The organism is Streptomyces sp. BL1, assembly GCF_057628045.1.
The window spans coordinates 250,050-266,352 of the sequence record NZ_JBXYWZ010000002.1 but is presented as its reverse complement, the minus strand read 5'-3'; the positions used below and the strand labels follow the sequence as shown (position 1 = coordinate 266,352).

Here is a 16,303-nt window from a genome sequence, read left to right as displayed (position 1 = left end):
GAGGCCTTGTCGGGTCGACGGCGGATGCGGCTCGTAGGGCGACGTGTGCTGTTCGGGCTGCCGCACAGGGCGGATGGCGGGGGTGTCCGGTGCCGCGCGGAACCGGCCGGTAGATGCTCGCGGGCGGGGTGAACCCGCCTCTGATCAGGGCGAGTTGGCTTTGAGGACTCGTGAAATCGCTGTGATATTTCACCGGGATGCTACGCTGCGGCGGGTGGATGTCAACAGGCCTCGGGGATGTGGATCCAACGGAGGGATCCAACGGAGGCTGTGACGCGGGTGCTTGAAGAGGAGCTGTGGTGTGAGTTCGGGACCGTCGATGGCGGAGCAGGCCTACGCAGCCCTCAAGCGCGACATCATCCAGTGCCACCTCCGGCCGGGCGACGTCATCGTCGAGGCATGGCTCTCGGAGCGGTACGGGATGAGCAAGACCCCCGTGCGCGAAGCCATCAACGCGCTGCGCAGGGAAGGACTGGTCGTCGTCATCCCGCGGCGGGGGACGTTCGTGAAGTCGACGGACGTCGGTGACCTCCAGGACACCTACCGCCTGCGCAGACTCCTGGAGCCGGAAGCGGCCGTCCTCGCCTCACAGCGGGCGAGTTCGGAGGACCTCGACCGTCTCGACGAGCTCAGTGCGGCAACCGTGGCGGCGGACGCCACGCGCCCCGCCCTGAACGAGGCCAACCGGCTGCTCCACGTGGGGATCGCGGAAGTCGCCCGCGTCTCCCTGATGATCCCGATGCTCAACACCCTGCACGAAGAGATCGAACGCTTCCTCAACCTCCGGGGCGAACTCGGCCGGCCTCCCTACACGAGCGTCAACCACGGGCGGCTGGTCGAAGCGATCCGCAGCGCCTCCGAGGAGGAGGTCAAGCAGATCGCCCTCGAAGGCATCGAACGCTCCCGCCGGTACATGCTGGAAACCCTGCTGTCCGGGGACCAGAGCTGAGCGGTCCGAGCGGACCGGTCCCGGAATTCCCCAACACTCCTCTCCCGCCCCGCGAGTGACGCACTCGGCCGCGCGCCGCCCGGAGGGTGGCCCACGTGAACCGCCGGTGCCGGAGAGGGCGGCGACGCTACGCTCTGGAGAGCTGATCGTAGGAGCGTCGCAAGGACCCGGCGTTCACACCGCCGGGGTCACCGCAGCAGAGGAGATGTCCGTGTCGGGTGCCGGTGGCGGAGGGCTGCGGATCACGCGGATCGGCGGCAGGTGGTGGCGGGTGACGCGGCCCTGGCCGCCCTGGCTGCGTCCGTACCTGCACAGTTACGTCGGCTACTGGGCGGAGGGCCGGCCCCGGCCGTACGAGGCGCGGCTCGTTCCCACGGGCCGGGCCGTGGTGGTGATCAACCTGCGGGAGCCCTTCGCTCAGGTGCGCCGGCTGCGGGACGAGAACGGGACCGGCGGCGTGGTCGGTTCGCTCATCGCGGGGCTCGAGGACGGGCCGAGGGTGCTGGTCCATCCCGGCGGGCAGGAGGCGATCCGCCTGGAGCTGACCCCCGTCGGCGCGTACCGGCTGTTCGCCGTGCCCATGCGGGAGTTGACCAACCGCGTGGTCGAACTCGCGGACGTACTCGGCTCCGGAGCCCGCCTGCTCGTGGAACGGATGGCGGCCACCGATGACTGGGCCACCCGGTTCGACCTGCTGGACTCCGCCCTGCTGTCCCGCCTCGAGCAGGGCCGCGATCCCGCCCCCGAGGTGAACCATGCCTGGCGGCTGATCGCCGCCGCGGGCGGATCGATGCCCGTCACCCGGATCGCTGCCGAAGTCGGCTGGAGCCAGGGCCATCTGGTGCGCCAGTTCACCCAGCAGATCGGCCTCGCGCCGAAGGCCGCCGCCCGGGTGCTGCGCTTCCACCGTGCGGTGGGGCTGCTCACCGTGCAGGGCGCGCACCCCACCGAAGTGTCGGCTGCCTGCGGGTTCTACGACCAGGCCCACCTCAACCGCGAGTTCCGGGCCCTGTCCTCGACCACCCCCGGTCAAGTGGCGGACGCCCGCTGGACGGAGGGGGCGCTTGCGGCGCTCGAACGCTGAAACGGTGCGCGACTGCCGGGGCACGTGAGTGCCGGCGCGGCAGGTCAAATTTGTCCAAGACGGCTGAGCCGGGCCGTCGCTAGGGTCACCGGGAGTGATCCTTCCGGTGCAAGCACGGCAACACGGGGGCCGGGTCCCGGGCACTGGTGCACAGCACTGCGCCCGTGACCGGATCACACGACGGGGGATGGGGGACGGGTCCCGGGTGCCGGTGCAGAACGCGGCGCCCGGGGACCGGAACAGAGCGCCCTCGCGCGGAGCCGCCGCCCCTGCCTCAGGCGTCGAAGTGGCGGCGGGACGCCTCGATGTGGGCGAGATGTTCGTGGGTCCAGTCGCACATGCCGTGGACCGTCACCCGCAGGCCCCGGCCCGGCGTGGTGAGGGTGTAGTCGACGCGCGGCGGGACCGTGGGGTGCACGGTGCGCTCGACCAGCCCGTTGCGCTCCAGCATGCGCAGGTTCTGGGTGAGCATCTTGTGGCTGATGCCCTCGACCTCGTTGCGCAACTCGCTGAAGCGTACGGTGCGTTCGCCCAGCGCCTCGATGATCAGGAGCGCCCACTTGTTGGCGACATCCGAGAAGATCTCGCGCGCCAGGGAGTCCGCGCGCCGCATGTCCGCCTCGTCGGGCGAGCCGCTGAACTGCTTGGTCACCATGAGGTTCCCCAGTCACCGAAAAGTGCGTTCTTCCACGTCAGCGGTCACTCTCTTACGGTTCCCGAGTAACCACAAGAGACCGTGAGTTGTTGCCCGTCCCGGACGTTCCGGCGTGCGGGCTCTCACGACGAGGAGGCGGCGGCATGGCCATCACCCTGGTGAACCCCGGCGGACTGCCCGAGATCGACGCGTACCGGCAGGTGGCGGTCGCGTCCGGTACCCGGCTGGTCTTCCTCGCCGGGCAGGTCGCCTGGGACGCCGACGGCGTCACGGTCGGCGAGGGCGACCTCACAGCCCAGGTCGAGCAGTGCTACCTCAACGTCGCCACCGCCCTGGACGCGGCCGGCGCCTCCTTCGACGACGTCGCCAAACTGACCGTCTACGTTGCCGATTGGAGCCCCGCCAAGATGCCGCTGTTGACGGCCGGCATCACCCGGGCAGCCGCGAAACTGGGCGCCACCCCGGTGCCGCCCGCCACGCTGGTGGGCGTCGCGGCCCTCGACGTACCCGAGCACCTGGTCGAGGTCGAAGCCACCGCAGTCCTCGACTGACCGGGGGACCGTGAAGCGCTGCCGTCGGCCCCGTACGTCATTGCGTACGGAGCCGGCCGGCGCGTGGACCCCGGCCCCGGTCAGTCGACGTAGGAGCGGACCGAGGTGGCGAGGCGGGGGGCGGCTACGTGGGTGCCGCACACGAAGCGCATCACGGGGCCGAACGTCGCGGCCGCCGCGAGCCCGGTGAAGTACAGGCCCGGCACCGAGGAGCCCAAGTCGCGCTCCAGATGCGGATATCCGCCCGTACGCCGCAGGTCCGCGTGCAGCTCGGGCGAGAGGAAGTCCAGCGCCTCCAGATGTACGCGGTAGCCCGTGCCGGCCAGGACGTGATCGGCCTCCAGATGGTGCGTACGGCCGTCCTCGGTGGTCGTGGACACCACGACATCCGTGCCGTCCCGCTCGGCGCCGGTGATGGTGTGCCCCGCGAGCACCGGGATCTGCTCCTCCACCCGCTCGCGCAGCCACCACGCGCCGCGCGGCCCCAATGCCCGTTCGGCCAGGCGCAGTCGGGTGGAGGCGGGCAGACGCCGGAACGCGCCAGCCCAGTGGGCCAGCCCGTACACCGTCCACGAGCGGCCGAGGGGCGACGCGGGCTGCCAGTGCCAGCCGGAGGAGGGCGGGGACCCGAACTTCAGCGCCCTGCCGCGTATCAGCAGACGTACGTCCGCGCCGGACTCCCGCAACAGTGCCGCGCTCTCCTGCGCGGACTGTCCGGCGCCCACGACCAGGACCCGCCGCCCGGCGAAGTGGGTCAGGTCCGTGTGCTGCGAGGTGTGCGAGATCAGCCCGCGCGGTGAAGGGCCGTCCGGCACCGCCTCGTGCAGCGTCTCGGGCAGGTGGGCGAACCCGGTCGGCCCGCTGGCGACGACCACCGCCGCGGCCTGCGCCTCCTCGCCGGAGGACAGCTTGAGACGGAAGCCGCTCGCCTGCCGGTCCACCGAGACGACGCGGATGTCCTCGACGTGCGGCACCAACTGCCGGGCGAACCACCGCCCGTAGCGTACGAACAGCTCGGCCGGTACGGGCTGATGGTCGTCCAGGCGGCGTTCGCGGGCCTCCCGGCAGTACGAGGGCAGCGCGAAGCTCTGCCGCGGCGCGGACAGGGAGGACGCGCTCGCCGGCGACGTGAGGAACGTGCCGCGGGGCATCTCCTCCCAGCTCCCCATCGTCGAGCCGAACACCCTCACCTTCACACCGCGCGCCCGCAGGTGCGCGGCGGTGGACAGGCCGTACGGGCCCGCCCCGATCACAACGACTGTTCCTGACACGGATTCCTACCCCCTTGCCGCGGCCCTCCGACTGGGGGCCCTGCGGCATGACATGACTGCGAAACGACGGACTGAGGCATGCCGGAGCCGCGGACGCTGACGCCGATGCGTCAGACGGCCTGCGGCGAGGGGAACGGCGGGCCGCGGCGGACCAGTTGGTCCGCGAGCAGCAGGACGTGCGGCGGGTACGCGCGCGGGGGAGCCGGTGCGGGCTGCGGCACGGCGGCCGGCACCGCGACGTCGTACGGGGTGAACGCCGGGCACAGGCGGGAGCGCAGCCAGGCGCGCAGCGCGTCCAGCTCCTGCCCGGCCGCGTAGAGCACCCGGCGGCGGGCGGAGTCCACGCCGCGCAGGAGTACGGCGCCCAGTACGGGCAGCACGACGAATCCCGCCACCGACACCGGCCGCTCGGAGTGCGGGGCCGGTATCGCCGGCGCATTCGTGCGGAGAGCCGTCTTGGTACGGAGCGTCGCCTTGGTGCGGAGCGTGCCGTCTGCGAGGACGAAGCCGCGGCCGACCGCCGCCTGCGCGGTGAACGCCAGGCACAACCGGCCTGCCAGGGACCGCTCCCGGCCGGCCACGGGCAGAGCGCCGGCGAACAGCACCACTGCCGCGAGGAGACGAACCGCCCACGAGGGGCTCGCGTCGAACGCCGCGTAGTGCGCGATGGTGGCGACCGTCGTGCTCAGGACCGAGAACAGGCCCGCCCGGGCAGCCGTCACCGGCGCCGGGCACGGCACGCTGCCGTCGCGGCGCAGATGGGACACAAGGTCTGAAGCTGCCATGACTTACCCCATCATGGGGCACACGGCGTGCGGTGTCATCACCGCACCCTCCGGCAACTCGGTTTCACGCCAAGGTCATTGGCGCGCGCGACAGTGTGTGCGCCACAGCCGGGCAGAGGTCACGCGCCGGTGACGAGACGGACTCGTCCGCGCGGCTGACCAGTTGGTAGACAATCTTCCGCAGAAAATGACCAGATGGTAAGTTCCGGCGGTGCGTCGCCTCGAGGCGCTCCGTGGGGGGACGGCTCGGGGCGACGCACCGAACAGAGACGTCGTACTGTGCTGCCGTGACGCACGGGTGCCGGGTGCGTGCCGCACAGGACGTACGCCGGCCGAATCCCGCAGGAGGCGGCCGAGTTGAGTGACCAGTCCGCGAGCGCCCCGCGCCGCATCACGAAGGGCGAGCGCACGCGCGCCCGCATCCTCGACTCCGCGGCCGAACTGTTCTCCCGCTCCGGCTTCCACGCCGTATCCCTGCGCGACATCGCCGCACACGCAGGGCTGACCCACGCCGGATTGCTGCACCATTACAACGGCAAGGAGACGCTGCTGCTCGCGGTGCTGAGCCGGCGCGACGAGGAAGCGGCCCACCGCTTCCTCCCCGCCCTGCACACTCCCGGCGCCCCCGAACCGAGCGCCGCGGAGCAACTGCGGCGCCTCGTCGACCTGGTCGCCCGCAACAGCGAGACCCCCGGGCTCGTCTCCCTCTACGCGAAACTGTCGGCCGAGGCGTCCGACCCCGGCCACCCCGCGCACCGCTACTTCGTCGAGCGCTACCGCATCCTGCGGGACAAGCTGAACACCCTCGTCGAGAGCCTGTTCGCCGAGGCCGACCCGCCCGTCGACGGCGACCCGGCCGCCGTGGCACGCCAGTTGCTCGCCCTGATGGACGGCCTCCAGACCCAGTGGCTGCTGGAGCCCGAGGCGGTCGACATGGCGGCAACAGTCCGCGCGTTCCTCGTCCAGGTGGGGCTGGACTGCTGGCGCGACACGGAGGCGGGCGCGGGGACGGAACCGGACACGGAGACCGGAGCCCGTACGGGGGCAGAAGCGGGAGTCGGCTGAGCTGAGCATGTCTTTAATCTGAGTGAGACGGCAAAGACGCCTCGGTCCCGCCGGCAGTAGTTGGACCTGCTCAGCTCAGCTGCATGCGCAGCTCCTCCATGCGTTCCATCAGGCGCCCCAGCAGGGCACGGCGGCAGTTCTCGACCGCCCTGTACTGGCGCCGCAGACGGTTGACGGTCTCCCGGTCCAGGTCGCCTTGCAGCTCGTGGGCATCGGAGATCTTCCGCGCCATCCGGTGGGCGGTATCGACGAGCCCGCGCATGCTCTCCGTCTCCGGTGTCGGTTGCTGCCAGCCGCGCATCTCCGGGGTACTGCGGGTGTGCTGGAAGCGGAGACCGTCGATTGCGGCCCTGTCGGCCGAGCGCCTCATCTCTGCCAACGCGGCTTCGAGTGAGGACGAGAACGCTGCCCTGTCCAGAGGTTCACGGAGCAGCACCGTGCGATGTGCATCGTCGAGGACTATCAGCACCTCGCGCGTTGTCTGGCGAAGGGCCATCAACCGGTCGAACTCGGCTTCGCCGCGCACCCGTTGTTGCTCGCGCCGGGCATGGCGGTGCGTCAGAAGGGGGACGGTGAGTGTTGCGCCGGCACCGAGGATGGCCCCGCCGAGCGCGCCGATCAGTCCCAAGAGGGCTGCTTGGTCTGCCACCGCAACATCATGGCGTGTCAGCCGCATGAAGAAGAAACCGATCGGCTCATGTCGTCGCGAACTGGCGTCCCGTGAGCTTGCCTCCTTTGACCGGAGGTCGAAATGGTCCTCGAACTTGCCTGTTCGCCCGGGCATTCACCGGACACTGGGGACCGCCCGTACGGTCAGCCGGCGAGCTCTCCCAGCAGGGACCATGTGCGGAGTCGGGCGGCGTCCCCGGTGAATTCCGTGCTGGTGACGACCACTTCCGTGGCGCCCGCGTCGCGGTAGCGCTGCACTTCGGCGGCGACCTCCTTCTCGTTGCCGATGGCCGCCAGATCGACCGCCCTTTGACCGCCGGACAGTTCGATGGCCCGCGCGTACGAGGGGATCTGCTCGTAGAACGAGAGCTGTTCGGCGAACGTCTCCCGTGCGGCGGCCGCGTCGTCGGTCACCACGCCCGGGACGAGCGCCACGATGCGCGGCGCGGGACGGCCCGCGGCCTCCGCTGCCGCGGTGACGGCCGGCACGATGTGCTCGGACAGCGCGCGCGGGCCCGCGAGGTACGGGAGGATCCCGTCGGCCAGTTCACCGCTGGCTTTCAGCGCCTGCGGGCCCATCGCGGCGACCAGCAGCGGCACCCCGCCCTCGGCGCCCGGCACCCGGGCGGAGATCGGCGTGGTCGCCGTGAGCAGCTCGCCGTGGAAGTCGGAGTGGCCGGTTTCGATCAACTGCCGCAGGACGGTGAGGAATTCACGCAGCCGGCCGATGGGCCGTTCGAAGGGTTCGCCGAACCCGGTCTCCGTCAGCAGCTTGGTGCCGACCGCCAGCCCGAGGTGATAGCGGCCGTGCGTGGCCGCCTGCGCGGTCTGCGCCAGGCTGGAGACGACCAGCGGATGCCGCCCGAACACGGGGATCGCGGACGTACCCACGTGCAGCTCGGGTACCTCACGTCCGACGAGCGCCGCGAGCTGCGGCGAGTCCGCGCCGAAGGTCTGCCCGAACCAGACCGACCGCAGCCCCGCGTCCGCGGCCTCCCGTGCGAGCCGTACGGAGTCGTCGACCTGGTTGCCGGAGCTGGTCGCGTTGAGTGCTACTCCCACAGTCATGCAGTCGCCAACCTCCCCCGCCCGCCCCTGATTCCGCCCCGGTGTTGCGGCTCCGTGGCGATCGTGTTGCGGGAGGGGGCTGCGTAAGCACCGCGCACCATGGCGCCGGGTATTACGCCATGGTGAAACGGGCCGCGTCGGGGCCCTGGAGGCGGCCGTCGGGAAGCCGGCGGCCGAACGTGAGCAGGAGGAGGTCCTGCGCCGCGCCGTGCAGGGGCGTTCCTGTGCCGTACGTCCAGTCGAGGTCGTGGGCGTGCAGGGACACGCCGTCGAGGTCGGCGCCGAAGAACTTGAGGCTCTTGGCGTCGACGTTCTCCAGCAGGATGTGCAACCGGTCCTCGGGAACGCGGCGTTCGAGACTCAGCGCGACCGTGATGTCCAGCCCGTGCACCACATCGTGCCCGAGCGCCGCCTCGATTCCGCCCACGGGAGGCTTCCACGGGTGGGTCGCGTTGTCCCGCAGCGCCGCGGCGAGTTCGCTCGGCGGGAAGGCGGCCGCGTCCTTGCGGGCGCACCGGTCGGTCATCCGGTGAAGGCTGCCCCGCGCGGTGACGAGCTCCCACATGGTGCGGGCCAGCGAGTAGCGGAAGCCCAGCGACATGTGCGCTGCCACCTCCCGCACACGCCACCCCGCGCACAACGACGGCGCGTCCCACGCCCCCTCGGGCAAGCCGTCCAACAGCTTTGCCATGTCCCGTCGTTCGCCCGCGATGGCAGCCTTGACCTCGCCCACCGGTCTGCGCGTCCTCGTGTTCCCCGTAGTCCCCATGCCCCCAGCCTTCCACCCGCACCCCAGAAGTCCAAGACCAGAACCTGCCGACGGGCAGAAGGAATCGCGCTGTGCGCCGCACAGAGCCCAACTTGCCCGTCAGTGGAGCAAGTTACTGACCTTCAGGGTGGTCCGTATCGGCTGCCCGGGCGTCAGCTCGTGAGTGCGTCGTGCGGGAAGGACGAGGTGATGACGCGACTGGCGAACTTCCACTCGCCTGCGACGCGGACGTAGCGATCGCTGTACGTGACGTGAGCGCGGGCGTAACTGCCGTCGATCTTCACGATCTCGACGAGACAGTTGACCCTGCCTTCACCATGGTCGCCCTCGATGCTGGTGATCAGGTGGTTGAACATCATGTGGACGACGTTCCTGGAGTTGGCCATGAGGGTGTCGCGGAAGAAGGCGCGGATCGCCTCGCGGCCTTCGAACAGGCCGAAGCCGGTTTCGGTCTCGTCCAGGATGCCGTCTTCGGCCCAGCAGTCGACGGACTCGTCAAGCTGCCCGGAGTCGAAAGTGATCGCGTAGCGGCTGTTGAGGTCCTGGATCTGCGCACGGTCATCGCTCATGCCCGAACTGTACTTTTGCGGCCCTGGCTGTCCCGCGCGGGCTCAACTCACAGCGCCACGCGGACTGTTGCCCCTTCCGAGGGGACTCCCGCGTCGTCCACGAGGACGAGGAAGTAGTCGCCGGGTGGGGCCGCGGCCTTGTTGGCGGGGAGCGTGGCGGTGAATTCCCGGACCGGGGAAGGGGCGACGGGGGCGGGGTGGGGGTGGGTGTGGAGCCAGACGTAGCGCTGGTCCATCTCGTTGCCGTGGGTGGTGGAGCCGAAGCGGATGAGGGCCGCGCGGCTCTGGGTGCCGAGGCCGGGGCCCGTGGCGCGGAGGGTGAAGGCGCGGCCGTGGCGGAGCACCGCGCCGCCGCCCTTCTTGGCCTCCAGGATCCGCGGGCGGGGGCCGCGCCACAGGTACGGCGGGTAGTAACGCTCGGCGTCCGTATGCACGTTGAGGTATTTGTAGTGGCCGTCGGCGGTGCGGGTGTCGTCGTAGCCGCCGGTGCTGCCCGCCTTGAGGACCGTGCCGTCGGGCTGGAGCAGGGCTGTCGCGTGGTAGCGGCGGTCGGTCGTGGCGGTGGCGGCGAGGGTGAAGGTCTCGGTGTCGGGGTCGAAGAGTTCGGCCGTGTACACGAAGTCGTGGTTCTGGTTGCCCCAGCCCTTCTGCGCGCCGCCGCTCACGAGCACGCGCCCATCGGACAGGAGCGTCGCGTCGCACAGGACCCGCTTGTGGTGCAGCGGCTGGACGCGCCGCCAGCCCGGCTGCATGGTCAGTTCGCGCGCGGTGTCGATGTCGAGGATCTCCACGCTCGCGGTCGTCGGCTGGAACTCGCTCAGCGACCGGTGTTCGGTGAAGTCCTCGTGCTGGCCGCCGACGGCGAGGACGCGGGCGCGCGTCTCGCCGGGCCGCAGCGGAAGCAGTACGGCCGAGCCGTACGTGGGGTAGCTGCGCGAGCCGCGCGTGTGCATGGTGTGCACGACGTCGGCCCGTTCCAGCGGATTGGTCTCGCGCGGGTGGTAGCGGGTGAGCCAGCCGCGGTTGGACTCGACGAGCGCCAGCCAGGTGCCGTCCACGCCCTGCGGGATGACGAACACGTTGGGATACGTGGCCAGTTGCTGCCGGGAGGCGCGTTCCTCGACAGCGGGGATGCGCGCCGTGTCGACGAGGGCGACGCTGCCGGTGTCGACACGCCGCAGGGTGGCCGGGTCGAGGATCTCGTAGTCGTTGTTGACGCTGTTCCAGAAGCCGTGGACGGCGTCGTCGGCGTCCTCGTTGCCCTCGAGTACTTCGCTGCTGCCGCCGGCGATGAGCATCCGCCCGTCGGGCAGCGCGGTGACGGTGGGATACCAGCGGGCACGCAGCAGGTCCTGCGGGAGCCTGCGCCAGCCGCCCGTGTCGGGTGCCGGGTCGTAGACGAACATGTGCTGCGAATTGCGCTTGTCCGGGTCCGCGTGCTCGGGGTGCACGATGTGCCCGCCGACGATCAGCAGCCGCCCGTCGGGGAGATGGGCCGCGCCGCCGCAGAAGATGTTCACCTTCGCCGGGCCGCGTGCCGCGTCCATCGGGCGGGCGCGCGTACGCAGCGTGCCGACGTCGAGGGTGCGGGACTCGACGTCGTCGAGCTTGTGCAGGTTCCACAGCCACTGGCCCTTGTGCCGCGGATCGGCCTTCGGCGCGCCGTCGCCGTGCTGCTGCCGCGGCGGCGACCAGAACAGGTCCTCGCTGCTGTCGCCCTTGCGCAGATGTGCCGCGTGGACGGCGACGATGCCCAGGTCCAGCGCGCTCTTTCCGTCCTTGCCCGCCGGCCGCCACTCGCCGCCGGCCGGCTCCGTCCACACCTCCACCGGCACCTCGCCGTCCGGGGTACGGACGAGGAGACGGTCCGCGGGGGAGAGGGGCTCGCCCACCGACAGGGCGCTGACCCACACGACCGCGTCGACGCCCGGGCGCACCTCGACCCGTACCTCGCGGGCCCGTTTCGTGCCGCCGCGCTCGGTGGAGACGGAGGTGCGCCCTGTGGTGCTGCGTACCGACAGCTGTGAGGTGCCGGGGCGGGTGGAGCGCAGCCGCAGCGCGACCGGTTCGCCCTTCACCTCGCCGCGGGCGGGGTCCAGCCGCAGTCGCAGCAGGTGCCGCTGCCCCGCGGCGGAGCGGGTCACGTCGACGGTGGCGTACGGGCCGCGGGGGCCGGGCGGCGGCGCGGCCTGCGCGCTCCCCGCCAGCAGCGCTCCGGCGGTGCCGAGCGCCGCCGCGCCCACCACCGTACGACGGTTGACCTCCGGGACCCCGGGACCGGCCATGACGCTCACTCTCCAGCTGAGGCGTGCCCGGAGACGGAGAGCCTCCGGCTGGGCACCATCCTGGCCGCAGCAAATCCGACATGCCGTGACATACCGTCTGGAGTTTGCTAATTCACCCGGAGGGCGCAGGGGTGCGGGCCCCGGCGGGTCGCCTCCGGCCGTGCGCCGGAACGCCCCGGTGTGACGTGTCCGACGGTTTGCGCCATAACGGACCGAGGTGCCGGGCGTGTTGCCGGATGCCCCGCCGACGGCCGGAATGATCACGGCGAATCGGGCAACCACGCGAACGTGTGGCCACGTCCACTCCGGGCAGGGGCGCGCCCCGGAGGGGCAGACCACTCGACCACGTACTTGCCGGCGGGGGAGCCGGCACAGGGGGAGACAAGGAGAACCACCACCATGCGAGCACGATCGGGCATGCGCAGCCGTACCCTCTCGACCACCGGGGTCGCGGTCGGCCTCGCGGGGTTCGCCGCGCCCCTGGCGCTCGGCCTCGGCACGGCACCGGCGCAGGCGGCGGGCTCGTCCGCGAAGACGGCTGCGAAGCCGGCAGCGTCGTCGGCGAAGTCGGCAGTGAGGTCGGCGTCGTGTACGGCGAAGACCGGGCCGCACCAGAAGAAGGTCGAGAAGTTCCTCGGGCTGCACGCCGACGGGAAGCAGTCGGCCAAGGACTGCTCCGCGATACGGACGTTCCAGACCACGCACGGGATATCGCCGGACGCCGGGTACGCGGGCCCCGCCACCTGGAACGCGATGAAGCAGCTGAAGGCCGCCGGCAAGAGCGCCACGTCCGGCTGCCCGACGAACAAGGGCCGCATCGCCTGCATCGACCTCACCCAGCAGGTCAGCTGGATCCAGGACGGCTCGAAGCGGGTGTACGGGCCGGTCCCGGTCCGCACCGGCAGGGACGGCAACGAGACCCGTACCGGTCTGCACAAGATCTACCTGCGGAACAAGGACCAGGTGTCCTCGCTGTACCACCAGCCCATGCCCTACAGCCAGTTCTTCGACGGCGGCGAGGCCTTCCACTCCATCCCGGGTGACGTGCACTCCCAGCCCGGCTCGCACGGCTGCATCAACATGCGGCCCGCCGACGCCAAGACGTACTGGAAGATGCTGTCCAAGGGCGACGACGTCTTCGTCTACGGCAACAAGCCCGGCACCTGAGCCGACCACCGACACGGCATCAGGGAAGGCCGTCGCGGGCCCGGCGCACATCGCGCCGGGCCCGCTCACATCTTCGCGGCGCCCGCCTTCACGGCCTCGCGGATACGTGTATAGGTGCCGCACCGGCAGATGTTGCGGATCTCGTCCAGATCGTCGTCGCCGATCTCCCGGCCCGCCTCCGCCGCCTGCCGGACCTTGGCGACGGCGGCCATGATCTGCCCCGGCTGGCAGTAGCCGCACTGCGCCACATCCCGCTCCAGCCACGCCTCCTGCATGGGGTGCAGCTCCTTGCCGACGGTGGCGGGCAGACCCTCGATGGTGGTCACCTCGTCATCGGGCCGGACCTTGGAGACGGGCACCGAACACGGGTTGACCGCCTTGCCGTTGAGGTGGGACGTGCACGCCTGGCACACGCCGATGCCGCACCCGTACTTGGGCCCGGTCACCCCGAGCAGGTCGCGCAGCACCCACAGCAGCCGTACGTCGTCCTCGGCCTCGACCGTGATCTGTTTGCCGTTCAGGTGGAAGGTGTGGCTGGACACGGGGCTCCTCGGGGAGTGCGGGCCGTACGGCACGGTCGGGCCGTACGCGGACGGGGGATGGGGACGGACGGAACGGGGGCAGGGCGGCCGCGACGGGCAGAAGCGCAACAGGCAGCCGTACGCGGTCAGTACGCGCGGTCGAGGCCGTCGGTGGGGGACTGCGGGGTGGACGGCTGGCGCGGCATCGGCTCGAAACTGAGCGTGCCGTGGTTGATGGGGAAGCTGGTCGGCATCTTGCCGGTGGCCCTCCCGTACGCGCACGCGACAGCGGCGAACGCGGGCGCCACGCCCAACTCGCCCGCACCGGACGGCTTTTCACCCGTCGTCGGCATGACGACGACACGCAGGTCCAGCGGCGTGTTCCACTGGCGCGTGTAGAAGTAGTTGTCCCAACTGCCCTCCAAGGGAAGGCCCTTGTCGATGTGCACGCTGGAGGTGAGGGCCATGGCGAGCCCGTCGTTGAAGCCGCCCATCATCTGCGCCTCCAGACCGCGGGGGTTGATGGCGAAGCCCGCGTCCACCACCATCAGCGCCTTGGTGACGCGCGGACCCGTCACCCCGTTCCGTACCTTCCGGTTCACCGTCTCCGGACGGCAGTCGATCTCGACAAGCGTGGCGACCGCGCCCCGGTACTCGGTGTGCAGCGCGACACCCTGCGCCATCCCGGAGGGCAGGTCCCGGCCCCACTCGCCGGCCTCGACCGCCTTGTCCAGTACGGCCCGCAGCCGCTCGTCCTTGAGGAACTCCCGGCGGAACTCCACCGGATCCCGGCCCGTACGCTCCGCCAGCTGATCCACGATCAGCTCCCGCGCGCAGGCCACGTTCGGCGAGTAGATGTTGCGCATACTGCCGGTGTTGAACTTCAGCGGCACCTCGTTCAGCAGCTGCGTGGTGGCGCCGAAGTCATAGGGCGAGGTCTGGGTCAGCTCGAAAATCGTCTCGGCGAAGGTCAGATTGCCCGCCACGGGCAGCTTCGCCGCCGTCGACGTGATCATCTCACCGAGGCCGTGGCCGAAGTCGGTCTGCGCGCTGGTGTGCCGCTGCTCGTAGCTGATCACGTTGTTGCGCCCGTGAGTGGCCCGCACACGCGAGACGCACATCGGATGCGTACGTCCCTGCCGGACGCTGTCCGTACGCGACCACGACAGCTTCACCGGCTTGCCCATCTTCTGCGATATCTCGGCGGCTTCGGCGGCCACGTCGTGGAAGAGGTGCCGCCCGAACGAGCCGCCCCCTTCGACCACATGGACGGTGACCGCCTTCTGCGGCAGCCCCAGCAGGGTGGCGATGTCCCGCTGCGCGACGATGGGCACCTTGAGGCTCGACCAGATCTCGGCCCGGTCCTCCCGTACGTCGGCGACCGCGTTGTCCGGCTCCAGCGGGCTGTTGCTGGCGAACGCGAACGTGAACTCGGCCTCCACCGTCCCGCCCGGCACCTTCGGCACGGCGAACGGCGGGGTAGCGTGCCGCAGTTCGGCCAGGACCGTCTCGTCCGACTCCCCGTCCACGGTGCCCGGGCCCCACGTCACCTCCAGCGCCCGCAGTGCGTCGATGCACTGGCCGAACGTCGCGCCGCGTACGGCCACTCCGTGCTCGACGGTCACCACGTCGGTGATGCCGGGCATCTTCTCGACCACATCGGCGTTGCGTACGGCCTCGACCGTCCCGTTGATCGTCGGCGGTCTGCGCACCATCGTCGGTTTGGCGTCCGGCACTTGGAGGTCGGTGCCGAACGTCTTGCGGCCGGTGACCGCCGCGAGCGCGTCCACCCGGTTGCGGGGCGTGCCCAGTACGGTGAACTCCTCCGGCGACTTCAGCCGGGCGTGGGCCGCGGTCGTCCGCGTACTGGCCGCCGCCTTCGCCAGCGAACCGTACGCCGCGCGCTTCGCCGTACGGCCGGAACCGTGGGTGATCACGCCGTCCGCCGTGGTCAGCTCGGAGGCCGCAACACCCCACTGCTCGGCCGCGGTTGCGATGAGCCGCTGGCGGGCGACGGCCGCCGCGGTGCGCACCGGGCGGTAGATGCTGCGCATCGAGTTGGAGCCGCCGGTCAGCTGGTTCATCAGCAGCTCGGGCCGGGCGTCGGCCATCGTCACCGTGACCTTGTCCAGCGGCAGGTCCATCTCCTCGGCGATCATCATCGCGACCGCGGTGGTCATGCCCTGGCCCACCTCGGCCCGGGGCACGGCGAACGAGGCGGTGCCGTCGGCGTGCACCTGCACCGTGATCAGCCCGGCCGTCGGGGCGGCTGCGAGGTTCTGCATGTCACCGAGGTCGATGATGTTCTCCGGCTGCGGCGGGGAGGGTATCGCCGCCTCGGCGGACGTGCCGCCCGCCGTGTCCGCGCCCAGCCGTACGCCCACCGCGAGGGTGGGCGCCGCCAGCAGATAGCCGAGCACGCGGCGGCGCCCCGGGCCCTCCCGTACGGCGGAGGTCGCGTCCGGCGAGCCGGCGTCCGGGGACGCTGCTTCCGGACTCTGCGGCGTGCGGCCGGCCTCAGCCATGCGAATTCCTCCCGGAGAACCTGAACAGCGAACCGTGGGGCACCGGTTGTGCCCCTGACCCTGCCGCCGGACCCGTCACCGGGACGGATGCGTTTGGCCGGCAGGCCCGCGTGCGAAGACGGCAGCGGATTCCGTCGATCACCCGGGGCAGCGTAGGGCCCTCCGGCCGGGAGGGAAGCGGCGAGAGTGAAAACTCCACAGGTCAAACACAGTTGCAGAGACGATGTCCCGCCTTCGTGTGCGACGTTCGCCCGATGGGCGACCTCCACGAGGTGTGGGCACGCGGTCCGCCCAAGGGGCGGAACGGGTGGGCACACCGGACCGCACCCGCGAGATCTGTCTCCCCGCACCCAACTGCCGCGCTGCCAGG

General features: G+C 70.9%; 15 protein-coding genes. 5 read left to right on the top strand and 10 right to left on the bottom strand.

The window, feature by feature from the left end:
• Nucleotides 1-301: 301 nt before the first annotated feature.
• Together AC3AGO_RS01385 and AC3AGO_RS01380 are read left to right on the top strand one after the other, a co-directional pair.
• Entirely contained in the window at nt 302-949 is a 648-nt protein-coding gene (locus AC3AGO_RS01385; protein WP_487818215.1) for a GntR family transcriptional regulator, read from the top strand.
• 211 nt (nt 950-1,160) lie between these two features.
• Complete coding sequence (locus tag AC3AGO_RS01380) at nt 1,161-2,033, top strand: helix-turn-helix domain-containing protein (RefSeq protein ID WP_487818214.1); 873 nt, start codon at nt 1,161-1,163, stop codon at nt 2,031-2,033.
• A 274-nt stretch (nt 2,034-2,307) separates the two neighbouring features.
• Here AC3AGO_RS01380 and AC3AGO_RS01375 read toward each other — a convergent pair whose 3' ends face one another.
• Nucleotides 2,308-2,688 carry a winged helix-turn-helix transcriptional regulator gene (locus AC3AGO_RS01375; RefSeq protein WP_487818213.1) on the bottom strand — a complete coding sequence of 127 codons (381 nt, stop codon included), beginning with the start codon at nt 2,686-2,688 and terminating at the stop codon, nt 2,308-2,310.
• A 143-nt stretch (nt 2,689-2,831) separates the two neighbouring features.
• Between AC3AGO_RS01375 and AC3AGO_RS01370 the strand changes: the two genes are divergently transcribed.
• Complete coding sequence (locus AC3AGO_RS01370) at nt 2,832-3,239, top strand: RidA family protein (RefSeq protein ID WP_487818212.1); 408 nt, start codon at nt 2,832-2,834, stop codon at nt 3,237-3,239.
• A gap of 80 nt (nt 3,240-3,319) precedes the next feature.
• Here AC3AGO_RS01370 and AC3AGO_RS01365 read toward each other — a convergent pair whose 3' ends face one another.
• Both AC3AGO_RS01365 and AC3AGO_RS01360 read right to left on the bottom strand, forming a co-directional pair.
• The gene (locus tag AC3AGO_RS01365; protein ID WP_487818211.1) at nt 3,320-4,510 is read right to left on the bottom strand and encodes an NAD(P)-binding domain-containing protein; all 1,191 of its coding nucleotides are present in this window, start codon (nt 4,508-4,510) and stop codon (nt 3,320-3,322) included.
• A 110-nt stretch (nt 4,511-4,620) separates the two neighbouring features.
• Nucleotides 4,621-5,295: a hypothetical protein gene (locus AC3AGO_RS01360; protein WP_487818210.1), complete on the bottom strand. Its 675-nt coding sequence runs from the start codon at nt 5,293-5,295 to the stop codon at nt 4,621-4,623.
• A 357-nt stretch (nt 5,296-5,652) separates the two neighbouring features.
• Between AC3AGO_RS01360 and AC3AGO_RS01355 the strand changes: the two genes are divergently transcribed.
• Nucleotides 5,653-6,360 (top strand): TetR/AcrR family transcriptional regulator, encoded by a 708-nt coding sequence (locus AC3AGO_RS01355; RefSeq protein ID WP_487818209.1) that lies wholly within the window; start codon nt 5,653-5,655, stop codon nt 6,358-6,360.
• Between the two features lie 70 nt (nt 6,361-6,430).
• Here AC3AGO_RS01355 and AC3AGO_RS01350 read toward each other — a convergent pair whose 3' ends face one another.
• From AC3AGO_RS01350 to AC3AGO_RS01330, 5 genes are all read right to left on the bottom strand, one after another.
• The gene (locus tag AC3AGO_RS01350; protein ID WP_487818208.1) at nt 6,431-7,009 is read right to left on the bottom strand and encodes a hypothetical protein; all 579 of its coding nucleotides are present in this window, start codon (nt 7,007-7,009) and stop codon (nt 6,431-6,433) included.
• 164 nt (nt 7,010-7,173) lie between these two features.
• Entirely contained in the window at nt 7,174-8,097 is a 924-nt protein-coding gene (locus tag AC3AGO_RS01345; RefSeq protein WP_487818207.1) for an LLM class F420-dependent oxidoreductase, read from the bottom strand.
• 112 nt (nt 8,098-8,209) lie between these two features.
• Complete coding sequence (locus AC3AGO_RS01340) at nt 8,210-8,866, bottom strand: maleylpyruvate isomerase family mycothiol-dependent enzyme (RefSeq protein WP_487818206.1); 657 nt, start codon at nt 8,864-8,866, stop codon at nt 8,210-8,212.
• Nucleotides 8,867-9,018: 152 nt separating this feature from the next.
• A complete protein-coding gene (locus AC3AGO_RS01335; RefSeq protein WP_487818205.1) occupies nt 9,019-9,435 on the bottom strand; it encodes a nuclear transport factor 2 family protein in 417 nt (138 codons plus the stop codon).
• 47 nt (nt 9,436-9,482) lie between these two features.
• Complete coding sequence (locus AC3AGO_RS01330) at nt 9,483-11,720, bottom strand: glyoxal oxidase (RefSeq protein WP_487818204.1); 2,238 nt, start codon at nt 11,718-11,720, stop codon at nt 9,483-9,485.
• A gap of 399 nt (nt 11,721-12,119) precedes the next feature.
• Here AC3AGO_RS01330 and AC3AGO_RS01325 point away from each other — a divergent pair, with 399 nt between their 5' ends.
• Entirely contained in the window at nt 12,120-12,887 is a 768-nt protein-coding gene (locus tag AC3AGO_RS01325) for a L,D-transpeptidase family protein (RefSeq protein ID WP_487818203.1), read from the top strand.
• 65 nt (nt 12,888-12,952) lie between these two features.
• Here AC3AGO_RS01325 and AC3AGO_RS01320 read toward each other — a convergent pair whose 3' ends face one another.
• Nucleotides 12,953-13,429 (bottom strand): (2Fe-2S)-binding protein, encoded by a 477-nt coding sequence (locus AC3AGO_RS01320; RefSeq protein WP_487818202.1) that lies wholly within the window; start codon nt 13,427-13,429, stop codon nt 12,953-12,955.
• A gap of 125 nt (nt 13,430-13,554) precedes the next feature.
• Nucleotides 13,555-15,933: a molybdopterin cofactor-binding domain-containing protein gene (locus AC3AGO_RS01315; protein WP_487818201.1), complete on the bottom strand. Its 2,379-nt coding sequence runs from the start codon at nt 15,931-15,933 to the stop codon at nt 13,555-13,557.
• Nucleotides 15,934-16,303: the final 370 nt, after the last annotated feature.